Origin of the sequence: Paraburkholderia azotifigens, from assembly GCF_007995085.1 — a bacterium.
Taxonomy (GTDB): Bacteria; Pseudomonadota; Gammaproteobacteria; order Burkholderiales; family Burkholderiaceae; genus Paraburkholderia; species Paraburkholderia azotifigens.
In genome coordinates this window covers 1056970-1074870 of record NZ_VOQS01000003.1, presented here as the reverse complement: position 1 = coordinate 1074870, position 17901 = coordinate 1056970, and the positions used below count along the sequence as shown (strand labels likewise).

At 62.8% G+C, this 17901-nt stretch carries 11 protein-coding genes; all 11 read left to right on the top strand.

All coding sequences use genetic code 11. The features are described from left to right. Positions 1-142 precede the first annotated feature (142 nt). On the top strand, positions 143-580 hold the full coding sequence (locus tag FRZ40_RS22065) for a MarR family winged helix-turn-helix transcriptional regulator (RefSeq protein WP_028363720.1): 438 nt from the start codon (positions 143-145) through the stop codon (positions 578-580). Between the two features lie 35 nt (positions 581-615). Continuing rightward, entirely contained in the window at positions 616-2124 is a 1509-nt protein-coding gene (locus FRZ40_RS22060; protein WP_147235579.1) for an efflux transporter outer membrane subunit, read from the top strand. Positions 2125-2158: 34 nt separating this feature from the next. Then, on the top strand, positions 2159-3430 hold the full coding sequence (locus tag FRZ40_RS22055) for an HlyD/EmrA/EmrK family protein (protein WP_147235578.1): 1272 nt from the start codon (positions 2159-2161) through the stop codon (positions 3428-3430). Between the two features lie 75 nt (positions 3431-3505). Continuing rightward, a complete protein-coding gene (locus FRZ40_RS22050; RefSeq protein ID WP_028363717.1) occupies positions 3506-5062 on the top strand; it encodes a DHA2 family efflux MFS transporter permease subunit in 1557 nt (518 codons plus the stop codon). A 577-nt stretch (positions 5063-5639) separates the two neighbouring features. Next, positions 5640-8234 (top strand): bifunctional lysylphosphatidylglycerol flippase/synthetase MprF, encoded by a 2595-nt coding sequence (mprF, locus tag FRZ40_RS22045; protein ID WP_147235577.1) that lies wholly within the window; start codon positions 5640-5642, stop codon positions 8232-8234. After that, positions 8231-9508 (top strand): virulence factor family protein, encoded by a 1278-nt coding sequence (locus FRZ40_RS22040; RefSeq protein ID WP_147235576.1) that lies wholly within the window; start codon positions 8231-8233, stop codon positions 9506-9508. The genes mprF and FRZ40_RS22040 overlap by 4 nt, the downstream gene beginning before the upstream one ends. A 668-nt stretch (positions 9509-10176) precedes the next feature. Then, positions 10177-12483, top strand: coding sequence for a xanthine dehydrogenase family protein molybdopterin-binding subunit (locus FRZ40_RS22035; RefSeq protein WP_147235575.1), 2307 nt, complete (start codon positions 10177-10179; stop codon positions 12481-12483). Then, entirely contained in the window at positions 12471-12932 is a 462-nt protein-coding gene (locus FRZ40_RS22030; RefSeq protein WP_028363713.1) for a (2Fe-2S)-binding protein, read from the top strand. Before FRZ40_RS22035 ends, FRZ40_RS22030 begins: the two co-directional genes overlap by 13 nt. 250 nt (positions 12933-13182) lie before the next feature. Next, positions 13183-16005, top strand: coding sequence for a xanthine dehydrogenase family protein molybdopterin-binding subunit (locus FRZ40_RS22025; RefSeq protein ID WP_420873878.1), 2823 nt, complete (start codon positions 13183-13185; stop codon positions 16003-16005). Next, positions 16002-16640, top strand: a complete 639-nt coding sequence (locus FRZ40_RS22020; RefSeq protein ID WP_193567019.1) for a (2Fe-2S)-binding protein — start codon at positions 16002-16004, stop codon at positions 16638-16640. Before FRZ40_RS22025 ends, FRZ40_RS22020 begins: the two co-directional genes overlap by 4 nt. Continuing rightward, a complete protein-coding gene (locus FRZ40_RS22015) occupies positions 16640-17884 on the top strand; it encodes a c-type cytochrome (protein ID WP_420873877.1) in 1245 nt (414 codons plus the stop codon). Before FRZ40_RS22020 ends, FRZ40_RS22015 begins: the two co-directional genes overlap by 1 nt. Positions 17885-17901: the final 17 nt, after the last annotated feature.

Here is a 17901-nt window from a genome sequence, read left to right as displayed (position 1 = left end):
GCCCTGCCGCACCAGCTCCGCCGCATTATCCCCTCGATAGATAAGCGCTGTTGCATCTGACGTAACAATGAGTTGCGCTCAGATGCCGTTGACTGTATCTGACCTGTCAATTATTGTTCTTGCAAATAGCGAGGAGTCAGAGATGTCGCACTATTCGAAGGAAGATTTCCATTTGACCGACAACGTCGGGTTTGCGATCAGCAAGGCACGCAACCTGATCGTCGTGCAGATGGACGCAGCGGTGAAGGGTCTGAACGTGCGGGCTCACCATGTCGGTATTTTCATGTCGCTGTTGCGCGGCGCGGACACGACGCCCGCAACGCTGTCGCGGCATCTGGGTATCGACACGGGCCTGATGACACGCACGCTCGACAAGCTCGAAGCGCTCGGCATGCTGACGCGTACGCGCAATCAGGACGACCGTCGCGTGGTGAATCTCGGACTGACCGAGGCCGGCCGCGAGGTTGCACTGAAGATCGCGGAAATCGCGCCCGATGTGCTGAATGCGCGGCTGCAATGCTTCACGCAGGAAGAATTCGACGAACTGCGCCGTCTGCTCAGCAAGTTCCTCAACGATTGAGCGTTTTTTTATCCGATTATCTGATAGGTCAGACAATGAGCAAGCAATCAAATGTCGGGCGGCACGCTTCGGGCGTACTGAAAGCCGGTGTGTCGGTGATGTTTGCCGCCGTGCTGTCGGCATGCGTGAACTATGCGGGCATTCATAGCGACGCGAAGACGGCCGAGCCGCAGCAGTATGCCACTCAGCAAAGCATTCCCGCCGGGCAGGGCCATTGGCCTGCTGCCAATTGGGCCGATCAGTTCGGCGATGCGCAGCTGAAGGCGTTGATCGACGAAGCATTGAAGGACAGCCCGACGCTGGAGCAGGCGCGCGCCCGTGTGGCATCGGCGTCGGCGTATAGCGAAACGGCGAAGGCGGGCACGATGCCGCGCGTCGACGCGAGCTATTCGCTGACGCGTCAGCAGTATTCGAGCACGGCGGCTCTGCCGCCACCGTACGGCGGCTCGTGGCAGACGGAAAACAAGGGCCTGCTGAGCGCTTCGTACGATCTCGACCTGTGGGGCAAGAATCGCGAAGCGCTGAAGGCGGCGATCTCGCAACTCCAGGCGAGCCAGGCCGATGCGGAAGTCGTCAAGCTGACGCTGACGACATCGATTGCGCGCACGTATAACCAGCTTGCGCGTCTCTATGCGTTGCGCGATATCGCGCAGCAGGAAATCGCGCAGCGCGAGCAGATCGACAGGATCACGGCGGGCCGCATCGCGACGGGACTCGATACGGAAGTCGAGCGCAAGACAGCGCAAGCGAATCTCGCGACGAGCCGCGCGACGCTGAAATCGCTCGACGGTCAGATCCTCGCCACGCGCTATCAGATCGCCGCGTTGCTCGGCGCGGGGCCGGACCGCGGGTTGCAGATCGCGCGCCCCACGCTCGGCACCGGCGACGACGTGAATCTGCCGGACAACCTGCCCGCCGATCTGGTGAGCCGCCGTCCCGACATCGTGGCCGCGCGCTGGCGCGTCGACGCGACGACGCACGATGTGAAGGAAGCGAAGGCCGAGTTCTATCCCGACATCAACCTGAGCGCCGCGATCGGACTCGACGCGTTCGGCTTCGGCCGCTTCCTGACGGCGGCGAGCCGCACGGCATCCGTCGGTCCCGCGATCCATCTGCCCATCTTCGATGCAGGCGAACTGCGCGCGCAATTGAAGGGCCGTTACGCCGAGTTCGACTATGCCGTCGCGACCTACAACCAGACGCTCGTCACCGCGTTGAGCGAGGTGGCCACGCAACTCGCCGGCGTGCGTTCGACGGATGGGCAACTCGTCGACGCAACGACTGCACAGGATGCCGCGCGCCAGGCCGACACGCTCGCGCTCGTGCAATACAAGGCCGGGCTCACGAACCAGCTGACCGTCCTGAATGCCGACGTGAACGCGCTCGCGGCCGATCAGGCCGTCGCGAATCTGCGCATGGACCGCCGCGATCAGCAGATCGCACTCGCTTCGGCGCTGGGCGGCGGTTTCGTCGATACCCCGAATGCGGATCAGAACGCGCATGTCGCATCTGCCGCTGAAACGTCTGCCAACGCCGCGCATTGAGCGCCTACCGATCGAATTGCCAGGAGAACAGAACATGAGCGAAATCGAAACCACCGAGCGCGATACGACGCAAGCGACGCAAGCGACGCAAGCGGCAGCGCCGCACGCAAAACCGGAAACCGCGAGCGCCACCGAACCCAACACGCGCAAACGCAAGCTGCTGCTGTCGCTGCTCGGCGCGGCCGTCGTCGCATCGGCGGCTGCTTACGGCGCGTATTACACGACATATGCGCGCTACCACGAGACCACCGACGACGCCTACGTGAGCGGCAATCTCGTACAACTCACACCGCAAGTGACGGGCACTGTGATCGCCGTGAATACCGACGACACGCAGATCGTAAAGATGGGCGACCCCGTCGTGAAGCTCGACAACGCCGACGCGAAAGTCGCGCTCGGCAATGCGGAAGCGACGCTCGGGCAAACGGTGCGGCAAGTCAGCAGCCTGTACGTGAACAACGATTTCTACGCGGCGAATGTCGCGCAGAAGCAATCCGATCTGGCGCGTGCGCAGGACGATCTGCGCCGTCGTCAGGCGGTGGCCGGCACGGGCGCCGTATCCGCCGAAGACATCGCGCATGCCCGCGACACGGTGACGGCCGCGCAGGCCGCACTCGACGCCGCGCGTCAGCAGGCGGAAGCGAACCGCGCATTGACCGACCGCACGACGGTCGCGCAGCACCCGAACGTGCAGGCCGCGGCGTCGAAGGTGCGCGACGCGTACCTCGCGTATGCGCGCAACACGCTGCCCGCACCCGTCACCGGTTATGTCGCGAAGCGTTCGGTGCAGGTCGGACAGCGCGTGTCGCCGGGCACGCCGCTGATGGCGATCGTGCCGCTCGACGGCGTATGGGTCGACGCGAACTATAAGGAAAGCCAGCTGCGCAACATGCGCATCGGCCAGCCCGTCACGCTGACGGCCGATGTGTACGGCAGCAAGGTCGAGTATCACGGCCGCGTGGTGGGCTTCTCGGCAGGCACGGGCAGCGCGTTTGCCACGCTCCCCGCGCAGAACGCGACGGGCAACTGGATCAAGGTCGTGCAGCGCCTGCCCGCCCGTATCCAGCTCGACGCGAAGGAACTCGAGGCGCATCCGCTGCGCATCGGCCTCTCGATGGAAGTCGACGTCGACACACGCGACAACACGGGCGCGCAGCTCGGCGCCGCGTTGAACACGAGCTATCGGACGGACGTGTTCGCCGAATACGGCGCGCAGGCCGACGCGGAGATCGACAGGATCATCGCGCAGAACATGGTGCCGACGCATGCGGAGGCCGCCCGGCCGCTTCCGAAGCACGCGGGCTAAACGGGAGCGAAGACGCAACTTACCGACGCGTCTTCGCTTGATCAATTACCTGACAGGTCAGATAGATAAGCCGCCATGAATCCTTCTACGCAAACCGCACCGCCGCCGTTCACGGGCGGCAAGCTGGTGCTCGCGACGCTCGCCGTCGCGCTCGCCACGTTCATGAACGTGCTGGACTCGTCCATCGCGAACGTCGCCATTCCAACCATCTCCGGCAATCTCGGCGTATCCGTCGATGAAGGCACGTGGGTCATCACGCTGTTTTCGGCGGCCAATGCCGTCGCGATTCCTCTGACAGGCTGGCTCACGCAGCGCGTCGGCCAGATCAAGCTGTTTGTCTTGTCGATCGTGTTGTTCGTGTTCTCGTCGTGGCTGTGCGGTGTCGCGCCGAATCTGATCGTGCTGCTGGCCGCGCGGGTGTTGCAAGGCCTCGTAGCGGGGCCGCTGACGCCGCTCTCACAAGCCATTCTGCTTGCCTCGTATCCGAAGGAGAAAAGCTCGACGGCGTTGTCGTTATGGGCGATGACGGCGACCGTCGGCCCGATCGCGGGCCCCGCGCTCGGCGGCTGGATCACCGACAGCTACAGCTGGTCGTGGATTTTCTACATCAACATCCCCGTGGGCCTGTTCGCCGCGGGCGTGACGTGGATGCTCTATCGCGACCGCGAATCGGCGACGCGCAAGCTGCCCATCGACAAGATCGGTTTGTTGTCGCTCGCCATGTGGGTCGGCACGCTGCAGATCATGCTCGACAAGGGCAAGGATCTCGACTGGTTCAACTCGCCCGTGATCTGGACGCTGACGATCATCGCTGCCATCAGCTTCCTGTTCTTCCTGATCTGGGAATTCACGGAGAAGAACCCGATTGTCGACTTGAGGCTCTTTGCGGGGCAGAACTTCCGTGGCGGCACGATTGCGATTTCGGTTGCGTACGCGGTGTTCTTCGCGAACCTCGTGCTCCTGCCGCAATGGATTCAGGGGTATCTCGGCTATCGTTCGGTCGATGCGGGTCTCGTGACGGCGCCGCTCGGCGTCTTCGCGGTGGTCCTCGCGCCCGTGATGGCGAAGATCATGCCCAGGTCCGATGCGCGTGTGCTCGCGACGCTCGCCTTCATCGGCTTTGCCGGGGTGTTCATCATGCGCTCGCACTACACGACGGGCGTCGACCAGTGGACGCTGATTCTGCCGACCCTGCTGCAAGGCATTCCGATGGCGCTGTTCTTCGTGCCGTTGACGGCCATCATTCTGTCCGGCTTGCCCGCCGAGAAAATTCCTGCCGCAGCGGGCCTGTCGAATTTCGTGCGCATATTTGCGGGCGGCGTGGGCACCTCGCTGATTTCGACCGGCTGGAACAACCGGACGATCCTGCATCATGCGCAACTCGCGGAGCAGTCGGGCGCGACCAATCCCGACTACGCAAGCGCCCTCGCGAGCATTCACGCGACGCTCGGCGGCAGCACCGATCAGGCCGTCGCGTTCTTCGAGCGGTCGCTGAACGCACAGGCCGCGATGCTCGGGCTGAACGACATCTTCTGGCTGTCGTCGATGATCTTCATCGTGATCATTCCCCTGATCTGGCTGACGAAGCCGGCCAAGGGCGGCGGGGGCGCGGCGGCGTCGGGCGCCCACTGAGCACGGCGCACTACGCGTCGAAATCGCAGGCCCCGGTTGGCAAGGCAACCGGGGCCTTTTGCATTGGGCCGCCGGCCGGCCGGGCAACGATCCGTCGATGAATCGTAGGGCTTTGAAAGCCCGAAGAACATGCGAGAAGGGTAAACGTAATGTCAAATCTGGTATCGTGCGTCCGGCCCGATAGCCAGGAATGCGGATCGCGCGGCGCCAGGGTTTGTACTAACCGGTACATCCGCCGCGCCGCACTCGCTGGGAAGCGAACCTGCATGCGGGCTCCCGCTGAGCGCCCGGCGCGCGGTTACGCACCGCACCGTCCTTGACCACCGGAAAATTCGACTCAATTTCAGGTCGATCATCCTTCACATCAGGATTTCTTAAGCGAGAACTGCAAAAAATCGCCTTCGGGTCGTTCCCGATGTCAACCTTTTGGACAATTTGCCGTTGTCCATTTGTAAAGAGTTGAAACAGGCGAAATCCGGGCACGTAATAGCGTCCGATGCGCTCCGAAATCCAACCTTATTCGATGCTTCAGCAACGAGACCATTGCTGCTGCACCAGGCAATACCCGGATTCATCCATGTCTGACCATCCCCGTGTTTCTATTAGCCGCGCGGCCGCGCTGCTTCAGCGAGCCTGCGCCGTGGCTGGCAGCCGGCGCGTGCTGTCGCCCGCGTTGTCGCTCGGCGTCTGCGTGCTGCTGCTGATCGTGTTCCAGCACCTGTCGCAGGCCGTCGATTACAAGTCGGTGATCCGCCATCTGCGGCACCTGACGGCGGGCGAATGGTCGGCTGCCCTCGGCGCGACGATTCTCAGCTACGTCGCCCTCGTGGGGCGCGACGCCGTCGGGCTGCGCTACATCGGCAAGACGGTGCCGCGCGCGGCGCTGTGGATCGGCGCGACGGCGGGCTCGGCGCTTGGCAACGCCACCGGTTTCGGCGCGCTGACGGGCGGCGCGGTGCGCGCGCGCGTCTACGCCGTCGCGGACGTGACGCCGGCGCAGATTGGCCGCATGACGGTGTTTACCAGCGTGTCGCTCGCGCTGGCCCTCGTTCTGATGACCGCGCTCGGCATGCTGTGCGACGCGACGACCCTCGCGCCGATGCTGCACAGCCCGACGGGCGCGCTCGCGTGGGGCGGCGCGGCGCTGCTGACCGTGCTCGGTCTGCTGGCGCTCGCGTGCGGCAAGAATACGCGCCAGATCCGCACGCGCTGGAGCTGGCTGTCGTTCGATATCCCCGCGCGCCGGGATTTCATCGAGCAGGTCCTGCTCGCCGTGCTCGACGTCGTCGCGGCCGGTCTCGCGTTGTGGGCGCTGCTGCCGCATGCGCATGTCGGCTTCGTGTCGTTCATCACGATCTACGCGGCCGCGATGCTGCTCGGCATGATCGGCCATACGCCGGGCGGCGTCGGCGTGTTCGAGGCGGCGATGGTGTTCGCGCTCGGCGGCAGCGTGCAGACGCATTCGATGGTCGCCGCGCTCCTCGCGTATCGCGCGATTTATTTCGGCTTGCCGCTGATCGTGTCGGCGGGCCTGCTGGCCGGTTTCGAAGGACGCGTGCTGAAGAAACACCTGCCGCTGCATCACGCGGCCACCGTCTCGCAGCTCGCGCCGCTGTTCCTGAGTCTGCTGACGTTCGTGGTCGGCGGCATGCTGGTGATTTCGAGCGCGACGCCTGCGTTCCTGCAGCGCATCGCGATCCTGCGCGATCTCGTGCCGCTGTGGGTGCTCGAAAGCTCGCAGATGCTATGCAGCGTGGTCGGCGTCGCGCTGCTGTTCGTCGCGCGCGGCCTGTCGCGGCGTCTCGATGCGGCGTGGTGGCTCACGCTGGGTCTGGCTGTCGTGAGTCTCGCGCTGTCGCTGACGAAGGGGCTCGCGTTCGTCGAAGCAGGCGTGCTGACGACGCTGATCGCGCTGCTTATCTCGACGCGCTCGCGCTTCAACCGCCGCTCGTCGCTGTTTGCCGAGCCCTTCACGGCGGGCTGGCTGGTGTCCGTCGCGATGGTGCTGATGCTCGCGGTGTGGGTGATGCTGTTCGCGTTCCGCGACGTCCCTTACACGCGCGACCTGTGGTGGCAATTCGCATTCGACGAGCGCGCGCCGCGTGCGCTGCGCGCAACGCTTGCCGCGAGCCTGTTCGCCGCGACGTTCTCGTTCTGGCAGCTGCTGCGTCCCGCTGCGGGCCGCTTCGAAAGGCCTGCGAGGCAGGATCTCGACGACGCCGCACGCATTTTCCGCGCACAGGAACGCAGCGACGCGGGGCTCGCGCTGATGGGCGACAAGAGCTTCCTGTTCTCCGAGTCGCGCCAGGCGTTCCTGATGTACGCGAAGTACGGCCGCACCTGGGCCGCGCTGCACGACCCCGTCGGGCCGCGCGCGGAATGGGCGGATCTGATCAGCAAGTTTGTTGCGCTCGCGCATGCCCACGGCGGCCGCGCGGCGTTCTATCAGGTGCGCGCCAATGCGCTGCCGCTGTATCTCGACGCCGGTCTTACGCTGATGAAGCTCGGCGAGGAAGCGCACGTCGTGCTCGACGAATTCGATCTGAAGGGCTCGCATCGCGCGCATCTGCGCTACGCGCTCAAGCGCGGCGAGCGCGATGGCTTCGCCGTCGAAGTGATCGAGCCCGCGTGCGTGCCCGAATCGATCGCGACGCTGCGCACGATTTCCGACGGCTGGCTCGACAGCCGCGATGCACGCGAGAAGAGCTTCTCCGTGGCCGCGTTCACGGACGACTATCTGGCCGCGCAATCGGTGATGCTCGTGCGCCAGAACGGCGAGCCCGTCGCGTTCGTCACGTTCATGACGACCGACCTCAACACCGAGGCGACCGTCGGCGTGATGCGCCATGTGCCGCAGGCGTCGCCGTACGCGATGGAATATCTGTTCACGCAGCTCGCGCTGCATCTGAAGCATGCGGGCTTCCGTTCGCTGAGCCTCGGCATCGCGCCGTTCTCCGGCATGTCGCCGACGCCGCTCGCATCGCGCTGGCACCGGCTCGCGAACATCGTGTGGCGCTTCGGCGGCCGCTTCTACAACTTCCGCGGACTGCGCGCTTTCAAGAGCAAATTCCAGCCTCATTGGGAGCCGCGCTATCTCGCTGCATCCGGTTCAGTCGGCGTGTTTTTCACGCTGGCGGACCTTTCGCTGCTGGCAGGGGGCCGGCGTTCATGATCATGCAAAAGTTTTACCGGCTCGCCGCACTGGCGAGCGTTTCGTTGTGCTCGCTCGCCGGCGTCGTGCCCGCAGCGCATGCGTATGAGACCGTGTCGGGCGGCCGTTACGGCGACGTGACGGTGACGAAGCCGACGGGCGATGTGCGCGGCTTCGTTGTGCTGTACTCGCGCGAAAGCGGCTGGAAGCCGGCCGACCAGCAGGCCGCCGACGCGCTCGCAAAGAATGGCGCGATGGTGGTAGGCGTCGACACCGCGAAGTACGCGGCGAATCTCGCTGCGAAGAAAGAAGCGTGTCATCAGCTGGTCGGCGATGCCGAAGCCGTGAGCCACCAGCTCGAACGGCAGGTGCAGTCGAACCGCTATTTCATGCCGATCGTCGCGGGCACGGGGCAGGGCGCGACGCTCGCGATGCAGGTGCTCAAGCAGGCGCCTGAAAACACCGTGGCGGGCGCGGTCTCCGTCGCGCCGCAAGGCACGCTCGACAAGCGTTTCAATCCGTGCGCGCCGGATCCGACCGTGACGCATGGCCCGGGCCTGCCTGGCTTTGCCGAAACGGATGCGAACGCATCGGCGGGCACGCAGCGCATCGTCGAGTTGACGACGCCTCATTTGCGCGTTGCCGTGATGAAGGAAGAGGACGTCTCCGACCTGCCGCTGATCGAACTGCCCGCCGCGCATCCGACGGGCCTGATGGCAATCGTGATTTCCGGCGACGGCGGCTGGCGCGATCTCGACAAGACGATCGCGGAAGAATTGCAGAAGGATGGCGTGTCCGTGATCGGCTGGGACAGCCTGCGCTACTTCTGGTCCGAGCACTCGCCGGAACAGACGAGCCACGACCTCGCGCGCGTGCTGCAAACGTACACGACGCGTTGGCATGCAGACCACGTCGCGCTGATCGGCTATTCGTTCGGCGCCGACGTGATGCCGTTCGCGTACAACCGGTTGCCCGACGCCGCGCGCGCGAAGGTCTCGCTGATCTCGCTGCTTGGCTTCGCGCCTGCAGCCGACTTCCAGATCCGCGTGACGGGCTGGCTGGGGATGCCCGCCGGCGACAAGGCCTTGTCTGTGAAGCCTGAGTTCGCGCGCTTGCCGCCGAAGATCGTGCAGTGCTTCTATGGCGAACACGAGGACGACACGCTTTGCCCGACGCTCACGAAGACGGGTATCGAAGTGATCCGCACATCGGGCGATCATCACTTCGGGCACGACTATGCCGCGCTCGAAAAGCGTATTCTCAATGCATTGAAAAAGCAGGCTGGCGGAGTCTGACAAGCAAGACGCGAGCGACGAGCGCACACGAGTGAATGTGCGCTCGCCGCTCTTGCAAAGAAACGCGGGCATGGCCCGCGTTTGTACTTCTGGAAGGCGATCGCAACGATCGCACCGGCTGTGCGTCCTCAGTGGAAAATCAGATACAGAATCACAAGGACGATAAGCGGCACACCCAGCAACCAACCGATCAGATAAGGCATCTCTCTTCTCCCTGTGCGACTGCCGAGACCAGGCGGTCGTCGTGACACAGCGCTTGCCCGTCATTAATGCAAGCGATATGCCACTGCGTGCAAGTGCAGTGCAGCATGCCGGGAGGCACGCGCCAAACCCTTGTCGCAGCGTGTTTTAAACGCCTTTTGGCGGTATCGGGACGAATGCGCTTATTGCACTTCGCTCGCGCTTTACGCTAAACGGCAATGCGGGATTTGCCGTCGCGTCGCAAACTTTTCAGCCTTTATTTTCCACGCCATTCATTCGGCGAATTCCGCAACGCGCACTAATATGAACGTTGACGGGAATTGAAGGGCGCTTGTCGAACCGGATAGATGGCAGATGTGGCGGACGCGCGCAGCGGCGCACGGCAGTGCTTGAATCGGTAGAGTTTCAGTTGTGCCGCGGCTGGTGCGTTTTACTGGTGTCCATGCTGGATTCCTCTGAGAGATGCCATGCTGAAGCGTCGAACCTTCCTGCTGGGCGGCGTGGGCGTAGCCGGTGCGCTGGTGATCGGATGGTCGGCGCTGCCGCCGCGTCAACGGCTCGTCGCGTCGGAGCCGATGCCCGTGCGTCCCGGTGAAGCGGCGCTCAACGGCTACGTGAAGATTGCCGCCGATAACACCGTCACGGTCATGATGTGCAGAACGGAGATGGGCCAGGGCGTGCATACGGGACTCGCGATGCTCGTCGCGGAAGAGCTCGACGCCAACTGGGCTGACATCCGCGTGGCCAATGCGCCGCTCGACGACATCTACAACAACATCGAAAACGTGGCAGGCGATCTGCCGTTTCGTCCCGACGACGACAGTGTCTTTAAAGAAGCGATCGTGTGGCTCACGCGCAAACTCGCGCGCGATTTCGGCACGCAGATGACAGGCGGCTCGTCGACCATCAACGATCTTTGGCAGCCGATGCGCGAAGCAGGCGCATGCGCGCGCGCCATGCTGATCGCGGCGGCCGCCGAACGCTGGGGCGTCAAGGCTGCCGACTGCCGTATCGAGAAGGGCGTCGTGCTGCACGACGCAGGGCACAAAGCGGCCTTCGGGCAACTCGCGATAGAGGCGGCGCGTCAGCCGCTGCCGCGCAAGCCGGTGCTGAAGGACCCCGGGACATTCCAGTTGATCGGCAAGCCGCTCACGCGCATCGAGGCCGCTTCGAAGCTGGACGGCAGCGCGATCTTCGGCATCGATGTCGTGCCGGAAGGTTTGCTCTACGCGAGCATCGCGATGTGTCCGACATTGGGCGGCGCGGTTGCGCATTTCGACGGCTCGGCGGCGGCGTCGCTGCCAGGCGTACACAAGGTCTTTGCCGTCGGTGCGTACAACGGCGGCACGGGCGGCGTAGCGGTGATCGCGGAGAACATGTTCATCGCGATGAAGGCGCTCGACGTGTTGAAGATCGACTGGCACGATGGTCCGACCAAAGGCCTCACCAACGCGGACATCGAGAAGCGTCTCAAGCAGGCGCTCGACGAAAGCGACGGGCATGCGTGGTACAGCCACGGCGATGTCGATAACGCGCTACGCCGCGCCGCGCATACGCTAAAGGCAGAGTATCGCGTGCCCTATCTCGCGCATGCTCCGCTGGAGCCCGTGAACTGCACCGCGCAAGTGAACGACGGCAAGGCGACGGTATGGGCGGCGACCCAGGTGCCAGCCGTTGCGCGCATGCATGTCGCGCGTCTGCTTGGCATAAGCACGGAAAGCGTCGACTTGCAGCAGCAGATGCCGGGCGGCGCATTCGGACGCAGGCTCGAAGTCGACTACATCGTGCAGGCGGTCGCTATCGCGCGTGAAGCGCAGGGACGTCCTGTGCAAACGCTGTGGACGCGTCAGCAGGACATGCGTCACGATTTCTATCGCCCGGCGTGCGTGTCGCGCTTCCAGGCGGGACTCGACGCACAGGGGCAACTGATTGCGTGGCGCAACACATCGGTGAGTCAGTCGATCGTGGCGAAATGGCTCGCGCGCAACTACCGCATTCCCGATCTCGGCATCAACTTCGACAAGACCGTGTCCGAAGGCTCGTTCGATCAGCCCTATGAAATGCCAAATGTGTGGATCGGGCAACGCGTAATCGATTTGCCGATGCCGGTCGGCTTCTGGCGCTCCGTCGGTCATTCCCATCAGGCGTTCTTTATCGAAAGCTTTATCGATGAACTTGCTGCGTTGGCGCGCAAGGATCCCGTCGCGTTTCGCGCGAGCCTGTTGACGAAGCATCCAAGGCATCTCGCCGTGTTGCAGAAAGTGGCGGACATGTCCGGCTGGAAAGTGTCTGCCGTCTGGTCGGACAAAGGCGTCAAGCATGCGCGCGGCGTCGCGTTGCACGAAGCGTTCGGCAGCGTGGTGGCGCAGGTCGTGGATATATCGCTGCAGAAGGACGGCACGGTGAAGGTCGAACATGTGTACTGCGCGATCGATTGCGGCTTGCCGGTGAATCCGAATCTGATCAGGCAGCAGGTGGAGGGCGCGATTGTCTTTGGCCTGTCCGCTGCATTCAAGGAGGAGATCACGCTCGACGATGGCGCAGTCGTCGAGAGCCTGTATAGCGCATTCGATGTCGTACGGATGGACGAATGCCCGGATATCTCCGTCGAGATCATGCCGTCGAAAGCCCATCCGCAAGGTGTCGGCGAGTCCGCGGTTCCGCCTGTTGCGCCCGCCGTCGCAAATGCGTTGTACGCGCTGACAGGAACGCGCGATTACGCGTTGCCGCTCAAAACGAAGCTGTATGCCGGGGGTGCAACATGCTCAAGCTGAATATCAACGGCAAGTCCGTCGAAGTGCACTCGGATCCCGCGACACCATTGCTTTGGGTCTTGCGCTGCGAACTGAAAATGACGGGTACCAAGTTCGGTTGTGGGGTCGGTGTCTGCGGTGCGTGCACGGTGCACGTCGGCAAAGATGCCAAAACCTCGTGTCAGGAGAAGCTCTCGGATATCGGTGCAAATAAAGTCACGACAATAGAAGGCCTGCAAGGACCACAGGTACGCGCACTGAAAGACGCATGGCTGCGGGTCGATGTCGTGCAATGCGGCTATTGTCAGAGCGCGCAATTGATGGCGGCAAGTGCGCTGCTCCAGCGCAATCCGACGCCGAGCGTCAAGGAAATAGACTGTGCCATGCACGGCATCCTATGCCGCTGCGGCACGTATCCGCGCATTCGGCAGGCCATTCTCGAAGCGACGGGTCGGGTCAAACATACATAAATCAAAACAGTTCTGACCTTCGTAAAAGCATCGCCGCCAATGCTTTGACAATCATTGACGCTTCAAAGCGCATTTTGGCAAATATCAACATAAAGCACTCTCGACGGCTGACATAATGCCGCTCCTCAAACGCTGCCGGACCTATTGCCGACAGCTCTGAAGCATTCAATCGGCTGCGCAATTGCGCGCGCTCGACGACCTCGCCGCCGGTGAAGCCGACGCGCGCAGTTCTGGATTTCTGGAGACGTACATGGTCGGCCTTTCACGCCGAAGTTTCTTAAAGACCACTGTCATGGCCGGTATTTCGGTGTATCTCGCGCCCGTCGGGAGTCGAGCGTTTGCCGCGCTATTCGAAGAGAAAATACTCACGCCCGTCGAGTGGGACGCAAGAACCGGCCAGCCGCGATTTCGTATCGACGGTATCGCCAAGGTCACGGGCGCGAAAGTGTTTGCGCGCGACATGCGTGCATCCGATATGCCGCATTGGCCGCAACAGCAGGCGCATGCACTCATTCTGCGAACCACGCGTGCGGATTGTGTGTATGAAGGGTTCAACCTGGGCATGCTCGGTGAGGCGTTGAAGCCAGAGCGGATCGTGACGGCTGAAGATCTCGAACGCGATGGTCTGCACTTTCCCGCCTTCTATGGCGACGACATGCTGTTGCCTAAGGGTAAGACGCCGGCATATCTGGGGCAGGCGGTCGCCATTCTGATCTTTCACGATTTCGCGCGCTTTCGCCTCGCCAAAGACCGCCTCAAGTTCCGCGACGACGTAATCTCATACGGCCCGCAAACAGGGCCGCTCGAACGCGATCCATGGGGCACGTTCCGTTTCGTGCGGGTGGGCGGAAAGACGCCATACGACGACGATGTATTCTCGAGCCTGAAGAATGCGCCTGTATTTCCGGGCTCGATGCGTAAGCATCAACCCGTGTGGCCGGATGGCAAGGAGCACGGCAAGCTCGGCGAACAGGGCATGTTCTACGCGAACGGCATCGCTGCCGAATTCGATTCTCCGCCTGCCGACTGGCTCGTGCTGGAGCGCAACTACAGCACGCAATCCGTCGATACAGCTGCGCTCGAAGCCGACAACGCAAATTGCTGGTACGACGCGTCGACGCATTCGCTGCACATGATCGTGCCTGCTCAGGGTCCGGCGGAAGTCGCGCAAAGCGTCGCGGAGATGGCCGGAAAGTGCCGCTTTCCCGTGAAGAACGTGTTCTTGCATCCGTGCTACACGGTTGGCTACGGATCGAAAGACCACTACAACATGCCCTTCTACGGACTTGTCGCCGCGATGTATGGCGAGGGCCGCCCCGTGCGTCTCGCCAACGATCGCTATGAGCAGTTCCAGAGCGCGCTGAAGCGTCATGCGTTCAGGATGAAGTACCGCATCGCAGTCGACAGAAAGACGGGATTGCTGCAATCGTTCAAGGGCGATTTCGAAGCGAATGGCGGCGGCCGGATGAATTTCTCGCCCTCCGTGGCGATGGTCGGCGCGACAGCCGCGCAATCCATCTACTACTTTCCGAAGAACGACTTCACGGCGATCGCCATTGCGTCCCGTGCAGTCGATGCAGGTTCGGCGCGCGGATACGGCACGCTGCAGAGCATGGCCGCGACGGAAATGATGATCGACGAAATCGCGGAACAACTGCAACTCGATCCCATTGAATTCCGTTTGAAGAACGCATTGCGCTCCGGCATGAAAAACACGCAGGGCGCGATTCCGGCTGGCGCTGTACGTGTCGATGAAGTACTCGACAAGGCTCGCGCGCATCCGCTATGGAAGAACCGTGTACAGAAGAAGGCGCAATTCGAAACAGAACATCCGGGCAAGCGCTACGGCGTGGGCTTTGCGTGTGTGCAGAAAGACTTCGGTACGGGTGCGGAATCGTCGTTCGCGAAGGTCGAACTGAGCGCAGACGGAAAGATCACGTTGCATCATTCAGGCGCGGAAATCGGCACGGGCATGTCGACGGCGCAGGCAGTCGGGGTGGCCAGATGGCTGGGTGCGCCCGCGACGGATGTGCGCTTCGCGCTCAACGAGTGGCTCGATCTGCCCGTCGTGACGAGCGGCGATCCATATCTGATGTCGCAGGCGGAACAGGATCGCCTGTCGAAGAATCCGCGCTGGTCGCCGGGCTACATGTCGCCGTCAAGCGCGACGAACTCAGCTTTCTACTTCACGCATAGCACGCGTGAAGCGGCGCGCGTTTTGTTCACGCAGGGCTTGTGGCCCGCTGCGATGTCGATCTGGTCGGAAGGCATAGGGGGTGGTCAGGCGGCGTCGCTGATCGTGCGGATCGAGGACGCACGCTGGGTGGACGGCAAGCTGTCCGCGGATGGCCTCGAGGCGTTGCCGCTCGAACGGCTCGCGAAGCAGATGCATGAACTCGAACTCGTGACGGGTGCGACCGTGCACGTGTTCAATCGCTGGCAATGGACGGAGGCCGAGTTCGACATCGGCGGCAAGGTGGAACGCCTGCCCATCGATGGCCTGTCGCTACGCCACGGCAATCGCGCAACGCAGGACGTCAGACAGCACGCGACCACACCGAACGGTTACCGCGTGCTCGATCGCAAGCGCGTATTCATTCCGCCCGTTCAGCGCAACAACGCGACCGTCGTCTACTACAGCGCGGTCGGAACGCTCGTTGAACTCTGCGTGAACGAGAGCAATGGCGAAGTCGAATTGTTGACGCATCACTCGATTCTCGAATGCGGCAACCAGATTTCGCCGCAACTCGTGTCGGGCCAGTTGCAGGGTGGGCTTGCGATGGGTATCGGCCATGCGCTGCACGAATATTTGCCGCTCTACGAAGACGGGCCGGGCAACGGTGCGTGGAATTTCAATCGTTATCGCTTGCCGCGCGCTTCGGACGTCGCCGTGTGGAAGCAGACGGGCGAAGTGCTGCCGCCATTGACTGACACCGATCCGCCCAAGGGCATTGCCGAAGTGGTGATGATTCCCGTCGTCGGCGCAATCGTGAATGGCATTGCACATGCGATTGGACATCGTTTTCGTGACCTTCCCGTCACGCCACAGAAGATTCAGGAGGTGCTCGCATGATGGCGGCCAATCCCCATTCCCAACAGGCCGCCGGTGCTGCGCAGTCGACGCAAGCCGTTCCCGATCCGGTCGAACAGTCTTCGACGCAGATCGATATGCAAGCAGTGTCGATGACCGTCAATGGCCGATCTTTCGGCCCTGTCCGCGTTCCCGCGCAACTCATGCTAATCGATTTTCTGCACGAGTATCTCGGCTTGACGGGTTCGCGGCTCGGCTGCGGTCAGGGCGTGTGTCATGCGTGCGCCGTCATTCTCGACAAGCCGGACGGCACGAGCGAAGAAGTGCGTTCGTGCATCACATCCGCACAGTTCTTCGACGGCAAGAAGATACGCACGGTCGAAGGCCACGCGGCGAGCAACGAACATGGAGAGGTCGTGGGACTGTCTCCCGTTCAGCAGAAGTTTCTCGAACACTTCAGTTTTCAGTGTGGATACTGCACGCCGGGCTTCGTCAATGCGACGACCGTGCTGATCGAGCGATTGAAGCGCCATCCTGTCGAACGCAACGCAGTTGAACAGACCATCGTCGAAGCACTCGATTCACATCTGTGCCGCTGTACGGGCTACGTGCGCTACTACGAGGCGGTGAAGGATCTCGTGCTGAACACACCCGGACTCTTCAAGGGCGGCGAATGATGAGCGCGTTGTTATTCCTGATACGTATCGCATTGCTGACGCTGACTGCCGTGCTGTCGACGGCATGCAGCAACACGCATGACGCGGCCAATGGCGCCAACGTCGATACGCACGATGCCGCGTTGATCGCACGCGGCCGCTATCTGGCGAAAGCCGCGGACTGCGCCGCGTGTCATACCTCGCCCGACAGCGCACCCTTCGCGGGCGGCGTAAAAATCGATTCCCCTTTCGGCACGTTCTATGGAACGAACATCACGCCGGATGCGCAGCACGGCATCGGCAAATGGAATGCCGATGATTTCTACGCCGCATTGCACGAGGGCGTTTCGCCGGATGGGCAGCTCTATCCGGCAATGCCATACACGTCGTATCGCCAGATGTCGCGTGCCGATAGCGACGCGATCTACGCCTATCTGATGTCGTTGAAGCCGGCAGCCGTGACGAATCGCGAACCCGATCTGTCGTTTCCGTTCAACCTGCGCTTCGCGGTGCGCTTCTGGAAGATGCTGTTCCTCGAAAGCGGGCTGCCCGACGCGTCGCGTGGAGAGTCGGCGGACTGGAACCGCGGACGCTATCTCGCGAATGCGCTTGGGCACTGTGCGGAATGTCACACGCCGCGCGGCCGCTTTGGACAGCTCGACGGCATGAAGCCGCTGGCAGGCGGAACGCTTGGCCGAGTTCATGCGCCCGACCTCACGCCCGAAGGTCTCGCGGATCGCGGATGGTCAGCGCGAGATTTGCAGGCATTCTTCGCGACCGGGATCGCGCCGCAGGGGTCGGCATTCGGCGAGATGCATCCCGTCGTGCATCTCAGCAGCCAATACATGACACATGAGGATCTGCGCGCAATCTCCACGTACATCATGGGCGACAAACCGGTCGCGCCTGCGCCGCTGCAAACGCAATCGGCCGATGGCGAGCAGATGGCGGCTGGCCGGCGCGTGTACCTGTCCGTGTGCGCGGGATGCCACGGCGTGGAGGGCGAGGGCAAGCCGCACGTCGCCGTATCCATGCGAGGCAATTCCACGGTGCGTCAGAACGATGCGCACAACCTGATCGTCTCGATGCTCGACGGCATCGAGGAGCAAGGGTTCCCCGGACTCGAACGTATGCAGGCGATGCCGGGCTTCGCGAATACATTGAGCGACGAAGAACTCGCACACGTGGCGAACTATCTGCGTGGCGCGTGGGGCGGCCGGCCGGCCGAGGTTAGTGCGAATGTCGTTCGTGCGTTGAGACGGTAACGTGATGCCTGGCGGCG